This is a genomic window from Arthrobacter sp. P1_B3 (assembly GCF_056406615.1).
In genome coordinates this window covers 132947-158784 of record NZ_JBFTZV010000008.1, presented here as the reverse complement: position 1 = coordinate 158784, position 25838 = coordinate 132947, and the positions used below count along the sequence as shown (strand labels likewise).

26 protein-coding genes are annotated in these 25838 nt (G+C 65.1%); 19 read left to right on the top strand and 7 right to left on the bottom strand.

The features are described 5' to 3' along the window. Positions 1-69: 69 nt before the first annotated feature. Entirely contained in the window at positions 70-432 is a 363-nt protein-coding gene (locus AC1D2F_RS11900) for an ArsR/SmtB family transcription factor (RefSeq protein ID WP_229992351.1), read from the bottom strand. Positions 433-775: 343 nt separating this feature from the next. On the opposite strand from AC1D2F_RS11900, the gene AC1D2F_RS11895 reads away from it, so the two are divergent. The 6 genes from AC1D2F_RS11895 to AC1D2F_RS11870 all read left to right on the top strand — a co-directional run bounded on the left by AC1D2F_RS11895 (position 776) and on the right by AC1D2F_RS11870 (position 4812). After that, positions 776-1240, top strand: a complete 465-nt coding sequence (locus AC1D2F_RS11895; protein WP_476966794.1) for a YegP family protein — start codon at positions 776-778, stop codon at positions 1238-1240. A gap of 91 nt (positions 1241-1331) precedes the next feature. After that, positions 1332-2009, top strand: a complete 678-nt coding sequence (locus AC1D2F_RS11890; RefSeq protein WP_364743010.1) for a PAS and ANTAR domain-containing protein — start codon at positions 1332-1334, stop codon at positions 2007-2009. Between the two features lie 148 nt (positions 2010-2157). Then, entirely contained in the window at positions 2158-2775 is a 618-nt protein-coding gene (locus AC1D2F_RS11885) for a TetR/AcrR family transcriptional regulator (protein ID WP_364743012.1), read from the top strand. A 298-nt stretch (positions 2776-3073) separates the two neighbouring features. Next, a complete protein-coding gene (locus AC1D2F_RS11880) occupies positions 3074-3445 on the top strand; it encodes an ArsR/SmtB family transcription factor (RefSeq protein WP_229992355.1) in 372 nt (123 codons plus the stop codon). Continuing rightward, entirely contained in the window at positions 3442-4422 is a 981-nt protein-coding gene (locus tag AC1D2F_RS11875) for a TIGR03086 family metal-binding protein (RefSeq protein WP_364743016.1), read from the top strand. The genes AC1D2F_RS11880 and AC1D2F_RS11875 overlap by 4 nt, the downstream gene beginning before the upstream one ends. A 51-nt stretch (positions 4423-4473) precedes the next feature. Beyond that, positions 4474-4812, top strand: coding sequence for a YciI family protein (locus AC1D2F_RS11870; protein WP_229992357.1), 339 nt, complete (start codon positions 4474-4476; stop codon positions 4810-4812). Between the two features lie 151 nt (positions 4813-4963). Here AC1D2F_RS11870 and AC1D2F_RS11865 read toward each other — a convergent pair whose 3' ends face one another. Continuing rightward, on the bottom strand, positions 4964-5902 hold the full coding sequence (locus tag AC1D2F_RS11865) for a LysR family transcriptional regulator (RefSeq protein ID WP_364743022.1): 939 nt from the start codon (positions 5900-5902) through the stop codon (positions 4964-4966). Between the two features lie 241 nt (positions 5903-6143). Here AC1D2F_RS11865 and AC1D2F_RS11860 point away from each other — a divergent pair, with 241 nt between their 5' ends. The 3 genes from AC1D2F_RS11860 to AC1D2F_RS11850 all read left to right on the top strand — a co-directional run bounded on the left by AC1D2F_RS11860 (position 6144) and on the right by AC1D2F_RS11850 (position 10284). Then, a complete protein-coding gene (locus AC1D2F_RS11860; RefSeq protein ID WP_476966793.1) occupies positions 6144-7262 on the top strand; it encodes a PrpF domain-containing protein in 1119 nt (372 codons plus the stop codon). Between the two features lie 10 nt (positions 7263-7272). Beyond that, complete coding sequence (locus tag AC1D2F_RS11855; RefSeq protein WP_364743028.1) at positions 7273-8721, top strand: SLC13 family permease; 1449 nt, start codon at positions 7273-7275, stop codon at positions 8719-8721. 612 nt (positions 8722-9333) lie between these two features. Then, positions 9334-10284, top strand: coding sequence for an alpha/beta fold hydrolase (locus AC1D2F_RS11850; protein ID WP_476966792.1), 951 nt, complete (start codon positions 9334-9336; stop codon positions 10282-10284). 547 nt (positions 10285-10831) lie between these two features. Here AC1D2F_RS11850 and AC1D2F_RS11845 read toward each other — a convergent pair. From AC1D2F_RS11845 to AC1D2F_RS11835, 3 genes are all read right to left on the bottom strand, one after another. Then, the gene (locus AC1D2F_RS11845; RefSeq protein WP_476966791.1) at positions 10832-11680 is read right to left on the bottom strand and encodes a PhzF family phenazine biosynthesis protein; all 849 of its coding nucleotides are present in this window, start codon (positions 11678-11680) and stop codon (positions 10832-10834) included. A 123-nt stretch (positions 11681-11803) separates the two neighbouring features. Beyond that, on the bottom strand, positions 11804-12046 hold the full coding sequence (locus tag AC1D2F_RS11840; protein ID WP_476966790.1) for a hypothetical protein: 243 nt from the start codon (positions 12044-12046) through the stop codon (positions 11804-11806). Next, complete coding sequence (locus tag AC1D2F_RS11835; RefSeq protein WP_476966789.1) at positions 12039-12236, bottom strand: hypothetical protein; 198 nt, start codon at positions 12234-12236, stop codon at positions 12039-12041. The genes AC1D2F_RS11840 and AC1D2F_RS11835 overlap by 8 nt, the downstream gene beginning before the upstream one ends. Before the next feature lie 1476 nt (positions 12237-13712). On the opposite strand from AC1D2F_RS11835, the gene AC1D2F_RS11830 reads away from it, so the two are divergent. From AC1D2F_RS11830 to AC1D2F_RS11805, 6 genes are all read left to right on the top strand, one after another. After that, a complete protein-coding gene (locus AC1D2F_RS11830; protein WP_476966788.1) occupies positions 13713-14768 on the top strand; it encodes an ABC transporter substrate-binding protein in 1056 nt (351 codons plus the stop codon). Then, positions 14765-15688, top strand: a complete 924-nt coding sequence (locus tag AC1D2F_RS11825; RefSeq protein WP_476966787.1) for an ABC transporter ATP-binding protein — start codon at positions 14765-14767, stop codon at positions 15686-15688. The genes AC1D2F_RS11830 and AC1D2F_RS11825 overlap by 4 nt, the downstream gene beginning before the upstream one ends. After that, positions 15688-16602, top strand: coding sequence for an ABC transporter permease (locus tag AC1D2F_RS11820; RefSeq protein ID WP_476966786.1), 915 nt, complete (start codon positions 15688-15690; stop codon positions 16600-16602). Before AC1D2F_RS11825 ends, AC1D2F_RS11820 begins: the two co-directional genes overlap by 1 nt. Positions 16603-16647: 45 nt before the next feature. Then, the gene (locus tag AC1D2F_RS11815) at positions 16648-17595 is read left to right on the top strand and encodes a TauD/TfdA dioxygenase family protein (RefSeq protein ID WP_476966785.1); all 948 of its coding nucleotides are present in this window, start codon (positions 16648-16650) and stop codon (positions 17593-17595) included. Continuing rightward, positions 17592-18983, top strand: a complete 1392-nt coding sequence (locus tag AC1D2F_RS11810; protein WP_476966784.1) for an LLM class flavin-dependent oxidoreductase — start codon at positions 17592-17594, stop codon at positions 18981-18983. Before AC1D2F_RS11815 ends, AC1D2F_RS11810 begins: the two co-directional genes overlap by 4 nt. A gap of 477 nt (positions 18984-19460) precedes the next feature. Then, complete coding sequence (locus tag AC1D2F_RS11805; RefSeq protein ID WP_229992369.1) at positions 19461-19916, top strand: VOC family protein; 456 nt, start codon at positions 19461-19463, stop codon at positions 19914-19916. A 381-nt stretch (positions 19917-20297) separates the two neighbouring features. Here AC1D2F_RS11805 and AC1D2F_RS11800 read toward each other — a convergent pair whose 3' ends face one another. Then, a complete protein-coding gene (locus AC1D2F_RS11800) occupies positions 20298-21209 on the bottom strand; it encodes an EamA family transporter (RefSeq protein WP_364743056.1) in 912 nt (303 codons plus the stop codon). A gap of 69 nt (positions 21210-21278) precedes the next feature. Here AC1D2F_RS11800 and AC1D2F_RS11795 point away from each other — a divergent pair, with 69 nt between their 5' ends. The 4 genes from AC1D2F_RS11795 (at position 21279) to AC1D2F_RS11780 (ending at position 24086) form a co-directional block, all read left to right on the top strand. Then, on the top strand, positions 21279-22163 hold the full coding sequence (locus tag AC1D2F_RS11795; protein WP_476966783.1) for a LysR family transcriptional regulator: 885 nt from the start codon (positions 21279-21281) through the stop codon (positions 22161-22163). A gap of 134 nt (positions 22164-22297) precedes the next feature. Then, positions 22298-22600, top strand: a complete 303-nt coding sequence (locus tag AC1D2F_RS11790; protein WP_476966782.1) for a DUF4193 domain-containing protein — start codon at positions 22298-22300, stop codon at positions 22598-22600. Positions 22601-22694: 94 nt separating this feature from the next. Beyond that, complete coding sequence (locus AC1D2F_RS11785) at positions 22695-23447, top strand: lytic transglycosylase domain-containing protein (protein WP_476966781.1); 753 nt, start codon at positions 22695-22697, stop codon at positions 23445-23447. A 60-nt stretch (positions 23448-23507) separates the two neighbouring features. Further along, the gene (locus tag AC1D2F_RS11780) at positions 23508-24086 is read left to right on the top strand and encodes a histidine phosphatase family protein (protein ID WP_476966780.1); all 579 of its coding nucleotides are present in this window, start codon (positions 23508-23510) and stop codon (positions 24084-24086) included. Between the two features lie 83 nt (positions 24087-24169). On the opposite strand, the gene AC1D2F_RS11775 is transcribed toward AC1D2F_RS11780, so the two are convergent. Then, on the bottom strand, positions 24170-25828 hold the full coding sequence (locus tag AC1D2F_RS11775) for a flavin monoamine oxidase family protein (RefSeq protein ID WP_476966797.1): 1659 nt from the start codon (positions 25826-25828) through the stop codon (positions 24170-24172). Positions 25829-25838: the final 10 nt, after the last annotated feature.

The following is a 25838-nucleotide window of genomic DNA, read 5'->3' as shown; positions in this document are numbered from 1 at the left end:
TCGTGCCGTCGCGGCCGACGTCGACCGCTGTGAGAGGGAGCCGTCTAGCGGTCCACCGGGCGCCGGCACCTAGCGGATTGCCTCTTCCCGCTCTTCAGCCATGGGACTCAGCGTCAAGCCGCTGGTGTGGATGAGGGTGCCGAGCAGGGATCGTGCGGCCGCGAGCAGGACGTTGACCTCAGGGCTGGCCAGTTCATAAAACAGCCGCCCGTCGCGTCGCGAGGGGACAATGAGGCGCTGGCGGCGGAGCAGGCTCAAATGCTGGGAGAGGTTCGACGGCTCCAGACCCGTGTTGTCGCGCAGTCTGCTCACGGCAACGGGCCCGTCCGCGAGCATTTCCAGGAGCTGGATTCGAGCAGGGTGGCCCATGGACTTGAAAAGTTCGGCCTTAACATCGGTCAGGACCATACTTGTGGGAAGATCATCCGGCATCGGGACCTCCCTCCTTCACATTCAAATATTCTGGGCCGCGCATCTGTGCAGAACCCGCCGACAGGAAAACTAACACGTGCGAGACAGAAAAGTCTGTCTTGCATCGCCCACGATCGGTCCGCCCGCACATTTATCGTAGCGCCGGACCGCTGCCGTGTCGCCGCCGCCGGAAGACAAAGTGGTACCTCTTGCGCAGATGAGAACCGTAGTTCAGACTTTCATGAATTCATCAATTCGATTCGGCCTTCTATGAGTGGCCGGCATTGTTCGGGTGGATTCGGACTGTTCCCGGTGACAACGGCGTCACCGGGAACAATCGAGTCCCGGCTTCCAGGAGGGTTCTATGACAGGCATGTTCGAACTGTTCACCGATTCCGACACTTCCTACCGATTTCGACTTACCGCCCCGGACGGGACTGTCATGGCCCTCTCCAGGTCCTTTCCTGACCTGCCATCGGCGGTGGGCGGGATCGCCGCAGTAAGGGAGTACGCCGGCATGGGGCTGGTGACCGAAATAGAGGCACCGCAAAATGACGCCCTGCCCCAGCCCGTGGCCGATGCCATTCCGGTGGAGCCAAGCGCGCATAACCGTCGAGCCCATGACACGCACGCCAGCGAGCCCCGCGCACGTGCGGGGTCGGCCCTTGACCGAGCGCCCAGATCCCCGGGACGGCCGCCGCGCACCGGCATCCCGTCCGCCGCGCGCTTCTTGGGCGGCCGGGCCGTCATCCGGAATCAGCAGCTAATCGTACGGTGGCGGCAGGCCCTGGAGGCGCGGAGCGCCCACGTTGGGCTCAGCTCGTGCTGACTGACGCCGTGTCCCGTGTTGGCACCCCGGGGCGCTTTCCTCGGGCCGGGTGCGGGGCGTCTGCCGTTGGGCCGGACAGGCAGGGATGGCCATGACCGAGTTGAAGGCGTTGCGGGCCTACTCCAGCGCGCTGGTCGCCGAGGACTGCCTCGCTGGGACCTTTCGCTACGATGTGGTCTCGGGGGAGCTGCAGTGGTCCGAGCAGATTTATCAAATCCATGGCTATCACCGGGGCGAGGTGGTGCCGACGGTGGGCGTCCTGATGTCGCACCTGCATCCTGACGACCGGAAACGGTGCAGGGAAATTTTTGAGGATGTGGGCCGTGGGGGAGGGTTTTTTGCCAACTACCACCGTCTCTTCGACGCACGCAGGCGGGAACGCCGCGTCCTGACAGCGGGGGAGGGCGTGCCGGATCGTGACGGGAAACTGCTGTTCATCGACGGATTCATGCTCGACCTCACCAGGACAGTTCAGCTGGAAACGGACCGGTCCGCCCGCGAGGCCATTGCCGGAGCCATTGGCACGCGAGGCCTCATTGAACAGGCCAAGGGCATCCTGATGGGAATTCTTCACATCGGTTCCGACGCCGCCTTCGAACGGCTCTCCGCCTACAGCCAGCACCACAACATCAAGCTTGCCCACACGGCCTCGGCCATCGTCCGGCTGGCCAGCAACACGCAGGAATCCGCCACCCTCCGCAGCTTCGTCCACGCACTGGACAGCCGTTTCTCGGCACGCCGCGATGGGGGCCGCGTTTTTCATCCCTAGGGGACGAAAGGCGCCGGGCGGGCCGTTGGCCGGTACGCCCTGCGCGCTGCCCTGACCGAATGCTCCGGGCATAACCCAGCGGACACTCATAGCACACTCCGAGGCAGACCGGTCTGTACGCCTCAGCCCAGTGTAAAATTCTTTTATCATGACTGTCGACGACGCCGCGGGCCCCACACTGTTGCCTGCCACAGCCATGGCCGGACGCGATGAGCCGGTGGACCGTATTCTCGCCACCGCCTACGAGTTGTTCTCCCGCCGCGGCATCCGCGGAGTGGGGGTCAATGAGCTGATCAGCAGTTCCGGGGTTTCCAAAGCAACCTTCTACCGGCACTTTCCGTCCAAGGACGCCCTGGTACTGGCCTTCCTGGAACTCCGCGACCAGGTGTGGACCGTGGACCTCATCGTGGCAGAGGCCAGCCGGCGCGGCGACACCGCCGAAGAACGGCTGCTCGCCGTATTTGACGTGTTCGGCGACTGGTTCCAGCGCGAGGATTTCGAGGCGTGCTCGTTCATTAACGTCCTGCTGGAGATGGGGGCCGGGCACCCTCTGGGGAAGGCGAGCATCGATTACCTCAGCCGCATCAGGGGCCACATCCAGGCCCTGGCTGAGGAAGCCGGGCTGGACCGCCCCGAAGAATTTGCGCGCTCCTGGCACATCCTGATGAAGGGCTCCATCATTTCGGCCACCGAAGGCGACGCGCTGGCCTCCAAGCGCGCCCAGCAGATGGCGCGCTGGCTCATCGAGCACCACCGAAACCTGTAGCAGGTGTGCCGGGGGAGTGCCCGCATTCGATGCCGGCTCCTCCATGACCCTGCGCAAAGCCGCAGCTTCCTCCACGCAAACAGACACACCTAACAGCGCTGGCGCGCCGCCGTCGACATAGCGCCATGCCCCGACGTCGACGCCGCTCCCAATTCCGACGCCGACACCGACGCCGGCTCCTGATTTCAATGCTGACGCCGGCTCCCTGCCGACCGACAGGCGCGCCGCACTCCCATCACCTGACCCTCGAACAACTTTGCCCTTGCGAAATACGTTAGTCACCACTAACGTATTATCTGTGTTGGATGCCTTGGAGATTGCTGCGGAGCCGAATCGGCGACGCCTGCTGCATCTTCTCGCCAGCCACGAACAGGCGGTCGGGGAGCTGGCCGCCCATTTCACGGTGAGCCGCTCCGCGGTGTCCCAGCACCTGCTGTTACTGGAGCAGGCCGGCCTGGTATCTGCCCGCAAAGAAGGACGGAACAGGTATTACAGGCTCGACCCGGTGGGAATGGGCCGGCTCCGTGAACTTGTCGAACAGTTCTGGACCTACGAACTGGATCTGCTGGCATCGGATGCGGCCGCACTTGCCGCACAGCGTCACGGCCCTCCGCAACATCACACGACCAATTCAGATACTTCGCCTCAAGACAAAGGACCACTCTCATGATGTTCGATAAGACCATTCACCTGCCCGTCGGCGTCGACGAGGCCTTTGCACTCATCACCGAGCCGGAACGTCTGCGCCGCTGGCAGACGGTGGCGGCCCGGGTTGATCTTCGGATTGGCGGCGAATACCGATGGACCGTCACTCCTGGCCACCACGCAGCCGGCACTTTCACGGAGATCGAGCCGGGCAAGCGCGTCGTCTTCACCTGGGGCTGGGAAGCCGGAATGGACCTGGCGCCGGGCGCTTCCACCGTGTCGATCACGCTGGAGCCCGACGCCGACGGCACCACGCTCCGTCTGGTCCACGATGGCCTCAACGCCGAACAGGCCGCAGCACATGCCGAGGGCTGGAACCACTACCTGGACCGCCTGATCGCCGAAACCTCCACCCCGGCCGGCGCCGGTCCGGACGAGTGGTCAGCGGCCCCGGATTCGATCGATCACATCAGCTCTGCTGAGGCATCCCTCGCCGTGCTCCTGGGCGTGCTGCGAAAGCTCACTCCGGAAGACCGGGAGAAAGCCACTCCCTGCGAAGACTTCACGGCCCACGAGTTGCTGGAGCACCTGGCCGGTTCGCTGAAGCAGATCGGCGGAGCACTGGGCGCGGACGTGAGCGACGACGCCGGGGCAGGCCCGGAAGTGCGCATCGCCGGACTCGCGCAGGCCACCCTGGAGGCGTTCAGCCGCCGTGGTGTCGAAGGCACCATCGACATGGGCTTCGCTGAACTTCCCGCCACCGTCGTCGCCGGAATCATCAACCTCGAGCTGCTCGTGCACGCGTGGGACTTCGCGAAGGCCACTGGCCAGGAACTCGTCGTCTCCGACGTCGTCACCGATCACGTTGAGGCGCTGGCCCTGCTGACCATCTCCGACCAGGTCCGCGCCAGCGGCAGCTTCGCCGCCGCCCAGCCGGTCGCGGAGACCGCAGGCAGCCTGGAGCGCCTGATCGCGTTCACCGGCCGAACCATCGCCGTCTGAAGTTTCCTACCCGATACCCGTCAGAGACACCCCAGGAAAGCAGGGAACAGTATGTCCAAGTTCGTCTTCATCTACCACGCCCCGATGACCCCCGCCGAGGCCGCGCCGCCCGCACCGGAGGACATGGCGGCCGCCATGGAACAGTGGAACGCGTGGGCCGCTAAAGTCGGCAACGGGCTGATCGACTTCGGGACGCCCCTGGCCAACGGCGTCCGCGTTTCCGCCGGCGGAGCCACGGCACCGAGCCAGCGCGAGGTCGCCGGATACAGCATCATCGAGGCCGAAAACCTTGAGGCGGCCGTCGAGCTCGCCAAGCAGCACCCGCACCTGAACATGCCGGGCGGCTGTGAAATCGAGGTTCACGAGGCCCAGCAGATCCCCGGAATGTAGCAGCGGCTCGACCCGATGCTCGTGGCCTGTTCGCCGCTGCCCAACGGCAGCGGCGAACACGCTTTAACCGGCTCCGGACCATCCTCCGTGGCTGTGGCCGGAGCGCCGGAGCAAGGCGGCCTGCCGCCGCTTTCCACTCTGGCCCCGTGGTCTAGAGATAGTCGCTAGCTCGTTCGCGGGCGATTTCCAGCAGGGTGGAGTGGAAGGCCACCTCGGCCGGGGCGTAGACCTTGTCCTCGCGCTGCGCCAGCAGTATCCGCCGCAGCGGGGCGGCGGAACCCAGGCTCAGCACCTTCACGTCGGGATGCTGAAGTGCCACGGCTGTCTTGGGCACCATGGCCACGCCCATTCCCACACTGACCATGGCCTGGGCCTCCTGGTAGTCGTTGGCCAGGAAGGCAATCTGCGGTTCGAATCCGGTGTCGTGGGCGGAACGCTGCAGAACCTCCACTACGGGGTGGGCCTCGGCGCGAACGATCCAGGACTCGTTGCGCAGGTCTTCCATGCTTACCTGCTCACGGTCGGCGAGTGGGTGGCTGCGGGCCACCAGGATCACGGTGCTCTCCTGGAAGACTTCGGTTACGCGGATGGAGTCGTCCCGGAACGGATTCCATGGGTAGTCCCAGAGCAGGCACAGCCCCGTGACCCCGGACTGCAGATCTGCCACGAGTTCATCGAAGCGGGCGCTGCGCAAGGAGAGATTGATGGCCGGGTACCGCTTCTTGAAGGTCCGGATAACGACGGGCAGGAAGGACCCTGCCAGTGTCGGAAAGGTGCCCACGGTCAGGGAACCGCGTTTGAGGCCGGCAATCTGGCCCAGGTCGGACCGTGCTGCCTGCATCTGCCAGACGATCTTGCGGGCGTGGCCGGCCAGCACCTGGCCGGCCTCGGTGGGCACCACCCCGCGGGAGCGGCGGGTAAGGAGCGGCTGCCCCACTTCTTGTTCGAGCTTTCGCAACTGCTGGGAGACGGCCGAGGGCGTGTACATCATGAGCTCGGCCGCGGCGGTGATCGAGCCCTGCTCCACCACCTCCAGCAGTAGCGCCAGCCGCCTTATGTCGAACAAGCCCTGACCCTCGTCGTTAAGCAACGCTTCACCCTTCTCCGGATTTCGTTCATTCCCTATCAGGATGTGGCCTCCGCTCAGCCCATCGGGGACTAATCCAGCCAAGGGAGGCTGGAAGGACGGGAATTGATCTTCCCGGGCTCAATGAATGTAGCTATTCTACATCCCCCCACAAAAATCCAACATTGTCTAAAGATGTGATCTGGCTCAATCTTTTTACAGATCCTCATCTAAATCTGAGGCACGAGGAGAAACGGGAAAAATCATGGAGATCGAAGCCCGATGGATGCGCGGAGGCACCAGTAAATGCTGGGTGTTCGATGCGGAGCATCTTCAGGAGGGCGGCACCAGCCTGGATGTGCTGCTGCCGCGGCTGTTCGGCAGCCCGGACCCCCGCCAGATCGACGGCGTCGGCGGGGCGACATCGACGACCAGCAAGGCCGTGATCCTGCACCGGCCCGTCAGCGACGAGGTTGACGTTGAGTACACCTTTGCCCAGGTGGGTATCGAAGAGGCCTCGGTGGACTGGGGCAGCAATTGCGGGAACGGTTCGGCAGTGGTGGGACTGTACGCCATCGAGAGGGGATGGGTGATCCCCACCGGAGACGTCACCCGGATCGTCACCCGCAACACCAACACCAATCAAATCATCGTCCAGCGGGTGGCCACCCCGGCCGGCGCCTTGGCATCGGTTCCGGAGGCCCAGATGCCCGGCGTGCCCTTCCCTGGCTACGCGGTGGGGCTCGGCTTCCAAGACCCTGCCGGCAAGACCACCGGTGCGCTGTTGCCCACGGGCGCGGCCACCGACACCATCACGGCAGGCGGAGCCCGTTGGACCGTGTCGATGGTCGACGCCGGAGCCCCCGTGGTGATGGTCCGCGCCGAGGAGCTGGGCCTGGACCCGGCCAGGTACGACAGCTGGCGCGCCGGGGTGGAGCTGCAGCTGGATACGCTGGAGCAGATCCGGAGGCAGGCAGCGGTGCGGATGGGGCTGGTCCCCACGGCAGCCGAAGCGGCCCGGGCCATCCCGAAGCTCGCCATCGTAGCCGCGCCAGCGTTGGCCGGCCCCGGTGCCGACGCCAGCGTCATGATGCTCTCCATGGGCAAGCTCCACCCGGCGCTGGCCATCACAGGCAGCATTGCCCTGACCTTGGCCGCCCGCACCGCCGGCACCGTGCTGCACACCATCACGGGCGACACCTTGGGGAGGACGCTCCGGCTCCGCACCCCCGCCGGGGTGATCGAGACGTGGAGCGAGGAGCACGACGCGACGCTCCTCGTAGGCGTCGACCGCACCGCCCGCACCATCGCCACAACCATCATCCATCTCCCCGAGGTTCCCGGCAGCGCCGTCGCTGCCTCCCTCGCGGGAGCCACCCGCTGAGGAGGCCATCATGACCAAGACTGAGCACCGCACCGCTGTCGCTGCGGACGAGACCCGGGGCAAAGGGGCCCCGAGTCCAACCCGTCGCCGCCGTATCCTACTGGTGGCGGTGGGCGCCGGTTTCGCGATCCTGGCTTTGATTGCCCTCGTGCTGGGGGGTGATATCTTCAACCCCTCGGCCACCCCGCAACCGGAGCACTCCATGACCGCTGTCCAAATCATCCCGCTCGTCATCCTCGTCATAATGTTCATCGTCGCCACGAAATGGCCGCTGAACATCGGCGTGATGGGGCTGGTCGCCTCCTTCGGCGTCGGCTATTTCATGCTCGGAATGACGGACAAGCAGATCCTCGAAGAGTTCCCGGCCAGCATCGTCTTGACGATCATCGGAGTCACCTACTTCTTCAGCATGGCCCAGAGGAACGGCACCATCGACATCATTGTCCAGACCTGCGTGCGCCTCGTCAGGGGCAAGACGATGCTGCTGCCCTGGGTGTTCTTCCTGATCGCTGCTGCGCTCACGTCACTGGGCACGTTCTCGCCGGCCGCCGTCGCGCTGCTGGCGCCTGCTGCCATCGGATTCGCCTACGAGTCCCGGATTCATCCTGTACTGATGGGCGCGTTCATCATCAACGGAGCCCACGCCGGCGGCTTTTCCCCGCTGTCCGTGGCCGGCGTGCTGGTGCACGACATCGCCCTCAAGAACGGATTTCCCATTTCCCAGGGCGCACTCTTCATTGCAAGCTTCGCCCTGAATCTCATTCTTTCGGTGCTCACCATCGTCCTGTTCGCCCTCCTGGGCAGGCTGCGCGACGGCGAAGGCGGCCAGCATGCCGACGTCGACACCGCCCGCACCAGCCGCCCCCGCGGGCAGCAGATCCTCACGCTGGCACTGATCGCGGTGATGCTCGTGTGCACCCTGGGCTTCCACATGCCGATCGGATTTGTCGCACTCTCCGCCGGACTTCTGCTGGCCCTTGTCAACATCAAGGAACACCAAACGTTCATCGGCGGCGTCTCTTGGTCCACGGTCCTGCTGGTGGCGGGCATGATCACGTATGTCTCCCTGCTCCAGCACGTTGGCGTCATCGACACCCTCGCCGAGCAGGCGCTGGCACTGGGCGCACCACTGCTGGTGGCACTGGTCCTCTGCTACGTCATTGGCGTCGGCTCAGCCTTCGCCTCCTCCACGGCGTTGCTGACCGCGTTCATTCCCTTGGCCGGTCCGCTCCTGGCTACCAGTTCGCTGAGCGCCTCCGGCACGGTCGCGGCGCTGGCGATCGCTGCCACAGTGGTGGATGTCTCGCCCTTCTCCACCGACGGTGCGCTGGTGGTCGCCAACGCCCGCGGGAACGACCGGCAGCGTGTCTACCGGCAGCTGATGGCCTATGCAGGCGGCGTGGTTCTGGTGGCTCCCGCCCTCGCCTGGGTCCTGCTTGTACCCACCGGCGTCATGTAACCGGTCCCGCCACGGCGATTCCGCATGGCCAACAGCGAGGCAGCCACCTCAAGGACCACCTCGCTGAATTGAATAGACGGCCCGGACATATTGAGTCCGCCGGCACCAGACCGCAGTGGGGCGGCGAATGATGATCACCGGGATCATCGCCTATTCGCAACGCGCGCCGCCCCACTGCACTGACCCCAGAAGAGCAACCGCAGGACCTGGGCCCAGCCCGTTCAGCCCGGCTCGCAGAGCCTTTTAGCTTTCGCTTCCTGGCGAGGAACAAAATCCAACTGCAGAAGCCCTGCCGGGCCCAAGCAGGCTGAGTTCGGCGGTGTGAATCGCAGTGGTCAGTGGCGGTGTTGTTGCAGCGCTACATGGCAGCCCCGGCGCCCGTAAGCCGATGCGCTTGTGGGGGTACCTTCGATCCAATCGCCCCCCGGCGCCGGGGGGCGGCTAGGCGGCCGAACGTCCGAAGGCGCTGCGTCCAGGCCTGAAGCGAAGGCACGCGCTGGGGTTTCTAGGGAACTCGGCCGTGATGTCGCATGAGGCGGTTCGCCAGAACGGCTCATCAGACAGGCGCCGCTGGCGGGTACAAATCATCGCACTTGCAATACTGTGTAGCGAGTGACGGACGAGCCAACAAATAGCGGCTGGGTGAACGTTCCCCATGCCAGAATCTACTGGGAATCGACCGGTGAGCCCTCCGGCGTTCCGGTCCTCTACCTTCATGGCGGCMCCGGCGGTTCCCTTGGTAAGGGCGGGTACCGCAAACGACACGACCACACCCGATTTAGGATCATCGGGCTGGATCAACGAGGGTGCGGCAAGAGCACTCCGACGGTCCAAGAGGATCTCGACCACCTATCCGAGAACACCACGCAGGCCTTGATCGAAGACATTGAGGCGGTGCGCGAGTTCCTCGGTATCGAAAGGTGGATCGTCACCGGTGTTTCCTGGGGCAGCACGCTCGCCCTCGCTTATTCCCTCAGTTACCCCGGTCGGGTCCTCGGCATCGCTCTCGTAGCCGTGACATCAACTAGCCGGGACGAGGTCCGATGGATCACTGAAGACGTCGGACGCGTCTTCCCTGAGGCATGGAACGAGTTCTCCGAGGCATCCAGCGCAAACCCGGGCGAGCGAGTGGTCGAGGCTTACGCCCGGCGGCTGGCTGGGGAAGACCGCGACGACGCCAGACGAGCCGCCTTATCCTGGGAGCGCTGGGAATCCACGCATGTATCCCTGGACCCCAACTGGGTGCCCGGCGCGTTGTTCGAGAATGAGCGGGAGCGGATGACGTTCGCCCTTCTGGTTTCGCACTACTGGGCCAACGACGGATTCCTGACGGACGGGCAGGAAATCATCCCCCGGATTCACGAGCTCAACGGCATCCCCGGATACCTCATCCACGGCCGGCGCGACATTAGTGGCCCTACTGTAACCGCATGGCAGCTGCAACGGAGATGGCAATCAAGCCAGCTTGTCATTATCGAAGACGAGGGACACGGCGGCCCTGCATCCATGGCGGCATTGTCAGAAGCAGTCGAAGAAATTGCTGCCATGATAACCACCGCCTAGGGAATGAGCGGACCAGCTGGGGGAGGAAGCTCTGATTCGCGGCGTCACTGGTCAGGGCGAGGGTTCCAAAGGCGAACATCAGGATCATCAAAGCCGGAACCGAGATAGTCCCGGTCATCGCCATCACGCATACGCCTGCGAGGATCAGGCCACGGCCGAGGTCTCCGCCGATGAGTACTCATCGTCACCAAAATCAGAACGGAAAAAGCCAAGGTGGCTATATAGCTGCCGAAATCGGACACCGTCGAGGCCAACCAGAATCTGACGATTGCCCGGTGGCGACGAAGGTTCGGCTGCATTGCAGAAGAGCCGTTGGCAGAGATTTCCCACGTTCCCCCAATCGTCTCCTAGGCAAAGAGCTTGACGTAGAGCACTAGTTGGAGTGCCGCAGCCGTAATGGAACTGATTAGCTGATGAGTGCGTGCGGGGCTGGGTCCGCCCTGAAGATGCTGTCGCTGATGTCTCCGGCCGGGAACGGGCCTGTCGTCCCGGGGCTCCTTCATCGTCGGTGTCGGCCCCGGTTCAGGACCTGGTGTTTGGCGGTGGCTCAGAGTCTGACGTACCCGTGGATGATGGTGCGGCTGCTGCCTCCGACCCAGATGGCATCCGCCTCGGAGGTGATCGTGAGCAGTCCGCCGCGCCCGAGTACAGTTCCTTGCTGCACGGTGTAGTTCCCGTCGAGAGCCCCTTCGCTGCGGAGCCACTGTGCCAGTCCGGCGTTGACGCTGCCGGTCACGGGGTCTTCGTTCACGCCGTGCCCGGGCGCGAAGGTGCGGACCTCGAAGTCTGCGGGTTCGCCGTTGTCGTAGGCGCCGATGACGCCCATGTTCAGGTGCCCCATGGCATTGAAGTCCGGCCGGAGGTCCAGGACCTGCTGGGCTGATGCGAGCCGGATCCCAAGCCAGCCGGGGCCGTTGTCGACCCAGTTGCTTCCCAAGACCTGCCCGGCGTGGATGCCGAGGCTGGCAATGACCTGCTCCAGGATTGCCGGTTCGACTGGGCCTGATCTGGTCAGGGGCGGGGCCTGGAAGGACAGTTCGGTGTCGGTGCGCCGGATCGTGACCAGACCGGCCCCGCACTCCTGGACGAGCTGCCCATCTTCCTGGGGCACACCGCCGGTTTCCAGCCAGGCATGGGCGGATCCGAGCGTGGGGTGTCCGGCGAAGGGTACTTCGGCCCGTGGGGTGAAGATGCGGAGCCTGTAGTCCGCTGCCGGGTCGGTGGGGGTCAAAAGGAAGGTGGTCTCTGAGAGGTTCGTCCAGTTGGCGAAGTTCTGCATCTGCTCGGTGGACAGGCCATCGGCGTGACGGACGACGGCGACCGGGTTGCCGGCTTTCGGGCCGGGGGCAAAAACGTCCACCTGGGAGAATTGGCGCGTGGATTCGGCGGGGGTCATGTGGGGTCCTTCTGTTGGTGCGCTGGCAGGCAGCGTTGGTTATTCTCCAACAACCGTAGGGCCATACTGGCTTTAGAATAAAGGGCCAGTTTGATTTTCTGGCATTGCCGTTGCTGGGAGTGGTCAGGGCCAGGCGGGGAGGGTTGAGGCCAAGGCTACGTGGACGGCGGCCCCTCCCATAACGCTGATGACGGCGTTCCGGCGCCAGAGGTGCAGGCCGGCAGTAACCATGAATCCCGTGGTGACCGTCACGGTCACCGGCGTTGCTGCCGGAGGGGCGTGGCGGAGGGTGTAGAAGACCAGGATGGTCATGATGCCGGCTGAGCTGATCAGTACGGCCGCAAGAATGCAGATCGGTTCAGGCATGACGGGCCTTCCTTTGCCGGATGGCGTACTGGACGAAAAGGAACGCGACGAACATGCCCATCGCGGCAATGAGTATCACTTCGCCGAAGACCAGGTGTCCGACCAGTGCGCAGCCGAGGGCAACGGCCGGGATCGGGATGCTGCGCCGGACGCGGTAGGCATCGATTCCCAGCACCAGGAAGAACGCCATCAAAGTCCAGGCCAACGACGCCCGGAGGAATCAACGTCCCGCCCAGCGCACCTGCCGTGACCGCTCCGACCCACGCGATCCGGAATGAGGCCTGGAAGGGGAGACGCGCAGACTCGACGTCAGATGCAGCGGTCGAATTCGGTAGGCTGAGGCCAACATTGTCTTCGACACAAACACCGCCAAGTCCCTTAACCGGAAGTGGCTGCTCGAAGAATTCCATCGAGATGCCGACAAGGACTGCTGATGTTTGGGTTGAGTCGGTGACACGCATGGTTGGGCGGGGTCGCGCCTATTTCGCCATTCAGGCGATTGCCGGATTCTCTTTGTGGACCGCGGTTTTCGTGTCGCCGACCGTGTGCGAGGCGACCCTCGGTATTCTCGACCCCCGCTGTGGTCGCGGTCTTCGACCTTCCACTTTTGCTCGCAGCACGCTACGTGGGCCTCTCACCTGTTGCGATGATCTGTCGGCGTCGAATCCAGGAAGCCTTAGAGCGTCTCCGGAACGAGCCCCGACTCCGACATCGCCACCATTTGCGGCAGACTTTGGCTACTCAGACCAAGCACACCTGGCCAATGACTTCCGCACAGTCCTAGGGCTCACACCCGTCGAGTACCGCAACCTCGCATCGGGCCTTTCTTCCCTCGAATAAGCCTGAAAGCCCTCGGCACTCGTGTCTTGTGAATCGCAAGGCTAATTGGCGGTGAATTCGCAGAGCTTGGTGGTCTATGGCGGTCGCCGGCATGGTCGAGGGCGCCCCGATCGGCATCATCCTGCAATCATGGCTCGCCGTCGCCTACGCGATCATGGGCTCGGTGGTGTGGAACTACGCCGTCAGGCCACTTGAGGTAGAACGGTTCCCTGATCGTCCGAGTGCAGCTTCCGGCACTCGACTTGGTGGTGCCGTTAGGGGTCTTCGTAGAAATCCAGATCGGCGATGAGGTGCTTCGCTGTGCTCTTAAACCACGTCGCCCCATGTTAGATCGCAGCTTAGCGTTGCTCCGCTGTCCCTGCGGGAACCCTGAATGGACGGTTCAGTCGKAGTGCCGGGGCCCAGCATTCGGGCTCGTGAGATTCCCGCGGCGGCGGGTTCTTCCCTGGAACCCCACCCTTTCCCCGAGCCGCCGGGAGCGCAACATTCGGCCACATCCCCAGGAAATCTTTCGTCCCATGTACGACGGCGGCGCGACGCCGGCTCCGTCACGCGCGGTCGCCGGGCGTCACCGAGACTTCACAACGCGGGGTCCGGTGGGGCGCGGAGGCGTCCCGGAATGGCCTCTGATGACCGCGTGAGTCTGCCCTGTTACGGACTGCGTCCGATTGGGTAGCGATTGGCGTCCGTGGCTGTTTTCGTCGCCGGATTACGCGCGGTTTCGTGGGGTGTCGGGGCACCTGCCGGCTCGGATTCAACTCTGTTCTGATGGTGGACACGGTCCGGTAACCCCGGTCCGCACCATCGAATCCAGAAAGAATCCGCTATGAAAAACCGACTCTTACCCGCAGGACTTTTCCCCACCTTGGGCGTTGCTGCCGCCCTGGCGGTCTCGCTGGTGGTCTCCGGTTGCGGCGGCCCTGCGAGCGCCCAGTCCCCGGCCGGAAATGCCCCTGGGACGCCCGAGGTGACCGAACTCCGCTACGAGGGCTGGGCCAACAGCGTCACGTTGCCGGAGCTGGCCGAGGACCTCGGTTACCTAGGCGATGTGAAGCTGAACTGGGTAGGCAACACCATCAGCGGGCCGGCGAGCATCCAATCAGCCGCGACAGGAGCCACCGACTTTGGCGGCGCCTTCTCGGGTGCCGTGGTGAAGCTCATCGAAGCCGGCGCACCGGTCACTGCGGTGATCAATTACTACGGCGAGGACGAGAAGACGTTCAACGGCTTCTATGTCACCCAGGAGAGCCCCATCCGGTCGCCACGGGATCTGATCGGCAAGAAGGTTGCGGTCAACACCTTGGGCGCCCATGCGGACGCCGTGATCAATAGCTACCTCAAGAAGAACGGTCTGTCGCAGGAGGAGATCAAGCAGGTTCAACTCGTCGTCGTTCCGCCCAATGACACCGAGGAGGCCATCCGCCGCGGACAGGTCGACGTCGGGTCGCTCGGCGGAGTGCTGCAGGATAACGCTGTCGCCAATGGCGGCCTGCGGTCCCTGTTCAACGACTTCGAGCTGTTTGGAACCTTCGCTGGAGGCCAATACGTACTGCGCAAGGACTTCGTCGAAAAGAACCCGGAAACCGCGAGGATCTTTACCACCGGCGTGGCCAAGGCCATCGAATGGGAACGCAGTACGCCCCGTGACGAGGTGATCGCACGGTTTACGAGCATCATCAACAAGCGCCAGCGTTCTGAAAGTACCGCGGCCCTGAAGTACTGGAAGAGCGTCGGTGTCCCGTCCAAGGGCGCCATCAGCGATCAGGACTTCACCCGCTGGTCAGCGTGGCTGAACGACACCGGAATCGTGACCGGTGACATCACCCCCTCCAAGTACTACACCAACGACTTCAACGACCTGCTGAAGGGGGCGGCATCGTGACCCGTGATACCGGCCAGGCGCCGAAAATCAGCCTCCGGGACGTCGGGAAACAGTTCACAGTCCGGCCCAGCAAGGACCAGCCGGAGGGCACCACCCTGACGGCGCTGGAGGGCATCACCCTCGACGTCGCCGCGGGCGAATTCATCACTCTGGTCGGTCCGAGCGGATCCGGCAAGACCACCCTCCTGGACCTCCTTGCCGGGCTCACCCGGCCGGACACCGGCCAGGTGCTGGTGGACGGCAAGGAGGTGACCGGACCCGGCCGCGACCGTGCCGTCGTGTTCCAGCAGTACGCACTCTTTCCGTGGCGCACCGCGGCCGCCAACGTCGCCTTCGGCCTCGAAGGGTCCGGCAGCGACGGGCGCCGGCTCAGCCGCAAGGAACGTACCGACAAGGCCCGCCACTATCTGGAGCTCGTTGGCCTGTCCGGCTTCGAGGACCGGTATCCCCATGAGCTCTCCGGGGGCATGAAGCAGCGCGTTGCCATCGCCCGGAGCCTCGCGTACGAACCCGACGTCCTGCTCATGGATGAACCGTTCGCGGCGCTGGATGCCCAGACCCGGGAACAGCTCCAGGAGGAACTCCTGCGCATCTGGCGGTCCACGGGCAAGACCATCATCTTCATCACGCACGGCATCGACGAAGCCGTATACCTGGGCCAGCGGGTGGCCGTGCTCAGTTCCCGCCCCGGCCGGCTCAAGCAGATTGTCGACATTGACCTGGGGGAGCGGAGCGGTGACGGCGACGTCCGTTCCGACGCCGTCTTCGTCGAACACCGCCACCAAGTCTGGTCCCTGCTGCACGACGAAGTCCGGAAGGCCCAGGAAGCCGGGCACGCCAAAATCCGGCCCGACGGGTCAGCACCCGACGAGGCACCCCAACTCAGCAAGGGACAGCTCAGCAAGGGAAGGGCAGCCTGATGACCGCACCAACACTGACCAAAGACGCCGCCGCGCCTGCCGCACCTGCCGCCCCTGCCGCACCCGCGGCCGACGCCGGGCGGACCGCGCAGCCCGCGGGAGCCCGACACCTCCCCTCCCTGGTCCGGTCCAGCGCCCGCAGGGCCGGACGCGGGATCTGGGCCTCCGGCGCCATCCTGCTGTTCCTTCTGCTCTGGGAACTGGGGCCCACGTACCTTGCCTCGCCATCCACCAGGGTGTTCCTCCCGCCGCTGCACGAGGTCCTGCGTGCCCTGGGGTCCCTCCTCGCCAAGGGTCAGCTGCAGAACCATTTGGCGGCAAGCCTCACCCGCTCCGCCAGCGGCTTCGGCATCGCCGTCGTCTCCGCCGTCGCCCTGGGCCTGCTGGTCGCCTGGTACCGGTCCCTTGACCGGTTCTTGAATCCGCTGCTGGAGGTCTTCCGGAACACGGCGGCGCTTGCCCTGCTCCCGGTCTTCACCCTCCTGCTGGGGATCGGGGAGACGTCCAAGATCAGCATCGTGGCCTACGCCGCGTTCTTCCCCGTCCTGCTGAACACCATCGCCGGCGTCCGGACCGTTGACCCGCTCCTGATCCGTGCCGCCCGCTCCCTGGGGCTGTCCAACTTCCGGCTGTTCCAGAAGGTCATCCTGCCCTCGGCGGTACCGACCATTTTCACGGGAATCCGGATGGCCGGAACGTCCTCGATCCTGGTGCTCATCGCCGCGGAAATGGTCGGGGCCAAGGCGGGCCTCGGGTACCTGATCGTCAATTCCCAGATGAGCTTCCTGATCCCGGACATGTACGCAGGGATTCTGACCGTCTCGCTGCTCGGCCTGCTGGTCAACTACCTGCTGGTCGCCGTCGAACGGCACTTCTCCCGGTGGCGGACCGCCGTCGGATCCCAATCGAACTAGACCAGCCAACCTCACCACCCCCCACAGATCAAGGAGACCACCACCATGTCGATAGCTACCGAAACCCGCCTCAAATTCCGCAAACTCAGCGCCCGCATCGGCGCCGAGATCCGCGGCCTGGACCTCAACAGCGAGCTCAGCGACGCCACCATTGCCCAGATCCGTGAAGCCCTGAACACGCACAAGGCCCTGGTCTTCCGGGACGCCAACATTCGCGACGACGAAGCCCAGGTGCGCTTCGCCAGCCGCTTCGGCCCGCTCACCCAGGCACACCCCACGGTGGCCTCCGTAGAGGGCAAACCGGCGGTCCTGCCGGTAGACAGCGAAAACGGCAGCGCGAACAACTGGCACACCGACGTCACCTTTGTCGTGAACCCGCCGCAGGCCTCCACCCTGCGCAGCATCACCCTGCCGGCCTACGGCGGGGAGACCCTGATCGCCTCCTCGGCAGGTGCCTACCAGGACCTGCCGGAGGAACTGCGGAACTTCGCCGACACGTTGTGGGCCGTCCACACCAATGACTACGACTACTCCGTGCCGAAGAACCTCGAGCACGCCAACGCCGATGAGCGGCGGAAGGAATTTGCCCGGATCCACTTCGAGACCGCCCACCCCGTGGTCCGGGTCCACCCACTGACAGGGGAGCGCGGCCTCTTCATCGGCGGCTTCGCCCAAAGGTTGCGGATCGTGGGATTGTCCAACACCGAATCCAAGGACATCCTGCGGCTGCTCCAGGCCTACGTCACCCGCCCGGAGAACGTGGTCCGCGTCAACTGGGAACCGGACCAGCTGGTGCTCTTCGACAACCGCATCACCCAGCATTACGCCCCGGACAACTACGACGGCCAGCCCCGCCAGCTGAACCGAGTCACGGTGGCCGGCGATGTTCCCGTAGGCATCGACGGACGCAGCAGCTCGTCCATCCAGGGCGATTCCTCCGTCTATTCCGAGACGGTTGTTCTGCCCGCAGACTTGCCCGGAGACGGGCTGTGAGCGGCGCACGGCAGCTGCACCTGAACGCGTTCCTCATGAGCACCGGGCACCACGAAGCCTCGTGGCGGCTGCCGGAAAGCGACAGCTTCGCCGGGACCGACGTCGCCCACTTCCAGCGGCTTGCCCGGACCGCGGAACGCGGAACGTTCGACTCGATCTTCTTCGCGGACTCGCCAGTACTGCACGGCGACGTCGGACAGCGCCCGTACGGCAGCCTCGAGCCGACCGTACTGCTGGCGGCCATCGCCGCCGTCACCGAACGCATCGGGCTCATCGCGACGGCCTCCACCACCTACAACGACCCCTATAACCTGGCCCGGCGGTTTGCCTCCGTGGATCACATCAGCGGCGGCCGGACCGGGTGGAACGTCGTGACCACCGCCGGGGACGCCGCGGCAAGGAACTTCTCGCTGCAGGACCAGCCGGCCCACGCGCTGCGGTACGAGCGGGCCGCGGAATTCCTGGACGTTGCCCGCAAGCTCTGGGACAGCTGGGAGGACGGCGCCGCCGTCGGGGACAAGGACGCCGGGATTTGGGGGGACAACACCCGCGTCCATCCGGTCAACCACGCCGGCACGTATTTCAGCGTCCAGGGCCCCCTGGATGTGCCGCGCTCCGTCCAGGGCCACCCGGTGATTGTCCAGGCGGGCTCCTCGGAAGACGGCAAGGACTTCGCCGCCCGCTACGCCGAAGCGGTTTTCACCGCCCAGCAGACGCTGCCAGAGGCACAGCGCTTCTATGCGGACCTGAAGCAGCGAACGGCCGCAGCCGGCCGGGACCCGGAGACGATCAAGATTCTTCCGGGCATTGTTCCGGTCATCGGGTCCACGGAGGCCGAAGCCCGGCGGTTGGAGAAGGAACTCGACGGACTCATCCACCCCGGGCACGCCAGACGGCAACTCGCCGGGGTCCTGAAGGTCTCGCCGGAGTCGCTGGCCCTGGACGCCGAGCTACCGGAAGACCTGCCTTCCGAGGACGAGATCGAGGGCGCCAAGAGCAGATACACACTGATCGTGGACCTCRCCCGGCGGGAACGCCTGACCGTGCGCCAGCTCATCGGCAGGCTCGGGGGCGGCCGCGGACACCGGACCTTCTCCGGGACCCCCGAGCAGGTGGCCGACGCCATCGAGGAATGGTTCGTGGCCGGGGCAGCGGACGGCTTCAACATCATGCCGCCCGTGCTTCCGTCCGGCCTTGACGCTTTTGTTGACCACGTCATCCCGATCCTGCGGGACCGCGGACTCTTCCGGCGTGAATACACCGGGCGGACCCTCCGCGAGCACTACGGGCTGCCCCGGCCGGCCAACACTTTCGCTGCGGCCGGACGGTCCAGCCATGTGGACAACGTCGGTGCGCCGAGAGGCGGACTGCTGGTCTCGGAACGATGACCTGAGTGGGTCCAGGGTTCGGCTCACGACCGGATGGAAGCCCCGGGCAGCAACAGCTGTCCGGGGCCTCCTCACTTCAGGGGCGTGACTGTCAGCGGAAAGTGGTGCGCAAATCACTGCTCTGTTTGGCGTTGCCACGTCCCGTTGAGGAACCCCAAACGGCAGTACGGTAGCTCTTCGCGGGCTGAAAATAATCGGTCGCGTCCGCCTCTTCCTTTGGGGAACTGCTTCGCGTACTCCTCGGCCGTGCCGAAATCGGCTTCCGCCGCAGTCCCTGCAACGGCCCCGGCCCTTGGCCTTGGCAACCTTCATCCCTTCCCGGGTGCGGGCTCGGAAGAGGCCCCTTCGAACTCTGCGACCATCGCCTGGACGTTGACGACTAGGGTATCCCTGATTCCATGGTTCTGGGACCGGTTGAGCGGGAACCGGCAGCCCAGGGACCTGAACGAATCGCCCCGACGCGTTAGCATGTGACTCATGCCCATCAAACTCGAAAACGTAGGCATAGCCGTCCGCGACCTCGAAGCAACGATCGACTTCTTCACTGACCTTGGTCTGACCGTCGTCGGCCGTGACACCGTCAGTGGCGAGTGGACCGACACCGCCGTCGGCCTCGATGGCAACCACGCCAACATCGCCATGCTCCAGACGCCAGACGGCCACGGTCGCCTTGAGCTCTTCGAGTACATACACCCCGACGCAATCGAGACGAAGCCAACCCGTCCCAACGAGATCGGCATGCACCGTGTCGCCTTCTCTGTCGACAACATCGACGAGGCCCTCGAGATCGCCGCGAGGCACGGCTGCCACCCGCTGCGCGGCGTGGCGACCTACGGGGACGTCTACAAGCTCACCTATGTCCGCGGACCAAGCGGCATCATCGTGATGTTCGCCGAGGAGCTGAAGAAGACCCACGTAGCGTCGACCAGATGAACGGTTAAAAGCCCATGTCGGAGTCGAACGGCCGAGCGAAGAGAAGCCGGGGCGCGGCATTCCTGCCGATCGGGATCGTTTTCCTGGCCGTTGCGATCGCAATGATATTTCTAGGAACCACGGCCTGGATTGCCTTCTTCACTGTGGGTATCACGTTCCTCATCCTCGGGATGCAGGAGCCCGCAGGCAAAGATGAGCGTCCCCCGGCGAGGCTTCGCAGGGCTGACCTCGACCGGCATCTTCCCCGCCGAATGCTTTTGTGCCGGTTCTGGAGAAAAGGGACATGCTTCCCACTTGGACACTCTCACGCCCGAAACCGTTGACGCAGCTAGAGGAACTAAGCGCTGCTAATTCACTGCCAGCTCTGCGGTTTTCATAACCTCAGGGGCGTGATGCGCCCGGCTTGATGCTGGCCAGCAGGATGGCTGCCGCGTTGGTGGCGACAATGATGCCGATACCCAGCCATTCATGAACGGCGAGGATCTGCCCCAGCACGATCATCCCCGAGAGGGCCGCAAGAAGGGGATTGATGCTCATATATACACCGAAGAATGCCGGCCGCACCTTCCGGAGCGCCACCAGGTCCGCGGCGTACGGGATGACAGAGCAAAGCACTCCGGCGATCACCGAATACAACAGCGCCGGACCCGTCAGGGACCCCGCCGAGATCAGATAACCGACCACCGGCAGGTAGAACACCATGGAGACCAGGGTTGCGGCTGCCGGGCCCTGCAGCCCGGGCAGCCGCTGACCCACGACCCCATTCAGAATGATGTAGGCCGCCCAGCAGGCGGCCCCGGCCGCAGCGATTCCAATGCCAAGGAAGTCGCTCGAAGGTCCCGGCATCACCAGGACGTAGACGCCGGCACCGGCGCACAGCGCACACAGCAGGTCGAGTTTGGACCTGGACCGCATGAGGGCGATTGCAAGCGGGCCAAGAAATTCCAAAGTGACGGCCAACCCCAGCCCGATGCGCTGGATGGCGACATAGAGGCAAATGTTCATGAGGGCGATCGTTCCGCCCAGCAGGAGCGCCGGCCACCACTGTTTCCACGTGAACCGATGGAGGGGCGGCCGGGCGGCCGACAGGAGGACGGTCGCGGCCACGAGTTGCCGGACGGCGACCACACCGGCGGGTCCGAGCACCGGAAACGCGTGGGCTCCAATGCCCGCCCCGATTTGATTGCTGACCCCGCTGCCCGTCATGGTCAACAGGCCACCGAATATCCGGGGCTGGGTTTGAGCTGACGGACGGCGGTCTTGGCCCGAGCCGTCCTCTGTGTATGCCTCCATAACCCAAAGTGTGGGGCGAAATCTTCAAACCAATAAATGCTTGCGGTGACCGTTCTATACGATGACCGTATGAATCTTGAGCTGCGCCATCTTAGGGCACTCGTGGCTGTCGACGACGCCCGGACCTTCACCGACGCGGCCATCAGTTTGGGAACGTCCCAGGCAAGCGTCTCCCGGTCGGTCGCGACCCTGGAACGCACCCTTGGAGTCCGTGTTTTCCAGCGAACGACGCGCAGCGTGACCCCGACCGCCGCCGGGCAGCGGATCATAGAACACGCACGGCGGGTCCTGGACGAAGCCCGGCTGCTGGAAGAGGCCGCGAGGGATCACGCGGGCGAGCTCAGGGTCGGCTACGCCTGGTCCGCGCTGGGCAGCCGGACCATAACCGTGCAGCGCCGCTGGGAAGAGGCGAACCCGGGAGTGCAACTTATCTGGGTCCAGTCGAACTCGGCGACGGCCGGCCTGGCCGGCGGATCCGTGGATCTGGCCGTTGTCCGCCGCGGGCTCAATGACCCGCGCTTCACTGAGACGCTGATCGGAACAGAGTTACGCTATGCCGCGGTGGCCACGACTGATCCGCTGGCCCGCAAACGGTTCCTCCGCATGGCGGACTTTGCCGGGCGGACAGTCGCCGTCGATAGCCGGACCGGAACCACAGTCGAGGATCTTTGGGAACCGGAGGCCCGGCCTTCATCCCTGCGCCCCATCCAGGGAGTAGACGATTGGCTGACGCTGATTTCGACGGGTAAGGCCATGGGCATGTCCTCGGAAGCGACCGCCACGCAGTACCAACGTCCCGGGGTTGTGTACAAGCCGGTCCGTGACGCCCCTCCCATACCGGTCTTCCTTGCATCTTGGAAGGATGACCCGTCAGTTCCCCTTGCCGCCTTCGCGAGCCTGGTCCGACAGGTGTTTACGGAAAACCGTGGGACCGGGTCCGGCGGGAACGATTAGGCAAAATCGCGGAATTCGGCACAGCGGGAACGACGAGCTTGTGGCCTGTCCCTGGTTCACATGAGGCAGGGAAGCGTGTAATGGTGTACGTTGGCTTCCCGTCAGAACTAAACATAGGAATGAGAGTCACCCCCGTGGCAACCGATTACGACGAAGTCCGATCCGACGTCAAGGAATCGCAGGATAGTTCCCTGCAGGCGCTGCAATCCGCCAACGCCCCGGATGCCCGCAGTGTTGTCCGCGAGATGGATGAGACTGACGCATTTGACGATGCGATCAGCCCCGGCGGGGAATTCGTCGCCGAGGAACTCGTCGTGCAGGTCATCCCGCAGGCGCAGGACGAATTCACCTGCCACTCCTGTTTCCTGGTCCGGCACCGGTCCCAAGTGGCACGCGAAAAGAACGGCCACACTTACTGCATCGACTGTGAAGGCTAGGACAATGGCCCCGCGTGTGTGCGGCGCCGGGGCGGTTTTCCGCACCGCTCCGGATCAGCGGACCAGCATCGTCCACGGCAGGTCCAACTAGTCCATGCTCCGCCTGAAACGCCTGGCAGTGCTCGGCCTGTTCGCGTTTTGCGTCATCACTGCGTTCTTGTTTTGGGCACTGCGCTACTCCGGCGCGGAGACCCGCGCCGCCCTGCCGCCACCGCCCCGGGCGGAGGCGAAACTCGAAACGCTGTCCACCGGCATCACCTCCGCCGTGAACATCACCCGGAGCACGGACGCCCAATGGCTCATTGATGCCGCCGCGCAGACGGACATCCCAGCCCGTGCGCTCCAGGCCTACGTGGCCGCTGCCGGCGCGGCCAACGAGTCGGCTCCGGCGTGCGGCATCGGCTGGAATACGGTGGCAGGGGTCGGCTTCGTCGAATCCGGCCACGGAACCTACGGCGGCGGAAGCCTGACCAGCGCCGGCCAGGCGAGCGGGCCAATTGTCGGTCCGAGCCTCAATGGCGACGGTTTTGCCGCGATCCCTGATACGGACGCCGGCGCCCTGGACGGCGACGCCCAGTGGGACCACGCCGTCGGACCCATGCAGTTCATTCCCTCCACCTGGCARCTSGCAGGGCGSGACGGGAACGGWGACGGMRAAGCCGACCCSYTSAACATCGACGACGCCGCCCTRASTGCCGCYTCGTACCTSTGCGCCCGAGGCGGTGACCTCACGACCGCCGGGGGCTGGGCGGATGCCATCTACTCCTACAACCAGTCGGATACGTACGTGGCCAACGTACGCGACCGGGCCACTGCCTACGCCGCGCGGGCGGGCACTACCGGATAAGTCCGCGGCGATGACGCGCTGATTAAGGCGCCCGTCCGCCCGCAGGGCAGAATGGGAGCCATGACCTTTACGACGTTTGCCCTCGTCCGCCACGGCCAGACGGACTGGAACGCGGAGCGCCGGCTGCAGGGATCCACCGACATTCCGCTGAACGCCGTCGGCCGCGGCCAGGCGCGCAACGCCGTCGCCGCCCTGTCCGGCTATGGGTGGGACGCGATCGTGTCCTCGCCGCTGAGCCGTGCCGCGGAAACTGCCGACCTCATTGCCGCCGGGCTGGGGCTCAGCGTGGCCCGGCGCGTGCCGGAGCTCGCCGAGCGCAGCTTCGGACCCGCGGAGGGCCTGCAGGCCGGCCCGGAACTGGACGCACTGCGCATCCCCGATGGTTTCCGCGGCGCGGAAAGCGAGGACGAGGCGGCCCGCCGCGGGTTGGCCGCGCTGGAAGCGCTGGCCGAGGAGTTCCGCGGCCGCCGCGTCCTGGCCGTCGCCCACGGGACGCTCCTGCGCGTGAGCCTCAGCCGCGCGATCGGCCGCACCCTGGAAAGCATCGACAATGCCGTGCTGAACCTGGCCCACCACCATGCCGTCGACGGCTGGCAGCTCGAATACTTCAACGGCGAGCGCGTCATGGCTGCCGTTTAGGGCTGCAGCCCACTCGCCGGAGTGACGACAGGGGAGCAGGGGGCCGGCAGTAGTGTCCCCTGCCGGCCGCCCACGCCCGGTGACTAAGGGAGCCGCATCGGTTTGAGTTCGTCGAAACGGTCGCCGGGTCCCGGGTTCTCCGGATGGGTCTTGCCGCCGAGCTGCGTCATGACACCCCACACTGCGTTCAGGCCTGTGGTCACTGCGCCGTCGGCCCAGCCGCCGGTCCAGGAGACGCCATCCCCGGCCAGGTAGATCCCGCGGTGGGCCGCATCCATTCCGTCCTGCATGAAGTGCGTGTACAGCCGTTCCTGGTAGCGGTAGTGGCCGGGCAGGTTGTCGCTGAACGCTCCCATAAAGTTGGGGTCATCCTCCCAGGAGACAGTGATGGGGTCACCGACGATGTGCGAGGCGATGTCCACGGTGGGGTAGATCTGCTTCAGGGAGTGCAGCATGAGCCGGACACGTTCGTCGGCGTCCAGCGGCAGCCACTTCAGGGCATCATCGTTCCAGGTGTAGGACAGGCAGATCAGGGCAGGCTGGTCCGGGCCGTTGTCCAGCAGGTAGGTCCCGCGGGTGAGCCGGTCCGTGAGCGTGGTGCTCATGACCTGACGGCCGGTCTGCGGGTCGAGGTCCTTCCAGAACGGCCGGTCGACGACGACGAACGTCTTGGAGGACTGCATGTAGTGGCTGCGCTCGATCGCGGTCCAGAGCTTGTGGCTGAAGAGCGATTCGCCGACGTCGATCCGTGCCGAGAGCAGCCAGCTCTGGCACGTCGCAATGACGGCCGCGTACTGGCGCGACAGTCCCCATTTGTCGGTGACGGCGATGGGTCCCTGGCTGGCTGCCGTTCCGTCCTCACTCCCGGGAACCCGCCGGATGGCGGCGACGCCGGGCCGCGGGTGCCCGCCGTGCAAGGAAGCAAGGCTGGTACCCTCCGGCCAGTACGCCAGGCCCGACGGGGCATGGTGCCAGAGCCGTTCGGGCAGGAGCTGGGCGCCGCCGATGATCCGGTGCTGGTCGGCGTCGGCGTCCACGTAGACGACCCGGAGGATCTCCAGGATGCTGTCCGGGAAATTGGTGTCCCAGCCGCCCGTGCCGAACCCCACCTGGCCGAAGGCCTCCCGGTATTCGAACGGCAAGGAGGAGAACGCCTTCGACGTGGCCAGATAGCCCGAGAAGGAGCTGTCATCGAAGCGCGGAACCAGGTCGTTCCAGAGCTTCTTGATGGTGGCGAGGTCGCGGGTGCGGATGGCTTCCTGCATGGCGCTGAAGTGGGCGCGTTCCTCCAGACAGTCGTTCCAGGCATTGGAGACTTCCCCGAAGAAGCCGGGAAGGTCGGCGGCTGTCTCGGCGTAGTGGGCCTGGCCTCCGAGCTCGATCACCGTGCTGCCTGCTGCCGGGGTCAGCGGGTTGGGGAACGGCTGGGTTTCGATGCCCACGAGGTCCGCGTAGTGGAAGAACGAGGCACCGGACTTCGGGAAACGCATCCCGCCGAGGTCAGCGACGGGGCCGGACTGGCCCGGCTGGGTTCCGCCGCGAAGCCGTCCGCCGATCCGGGAGGACTCGTACACAACGGGCTTGAGCCCCATTTTCATGAGTTCGTAGGCTGCGACGAGCCCGGACATTCCGGCGCCCACCACGGCCACTTCCGTGCCGTGCATGTCGGCGGGGACGCTGCCGATTCCCGCGGTGTGGGTGATGTAGTCGTCATAGGGGAACGGGAAGTCGGGGATGAGCATGCTCAGGTTT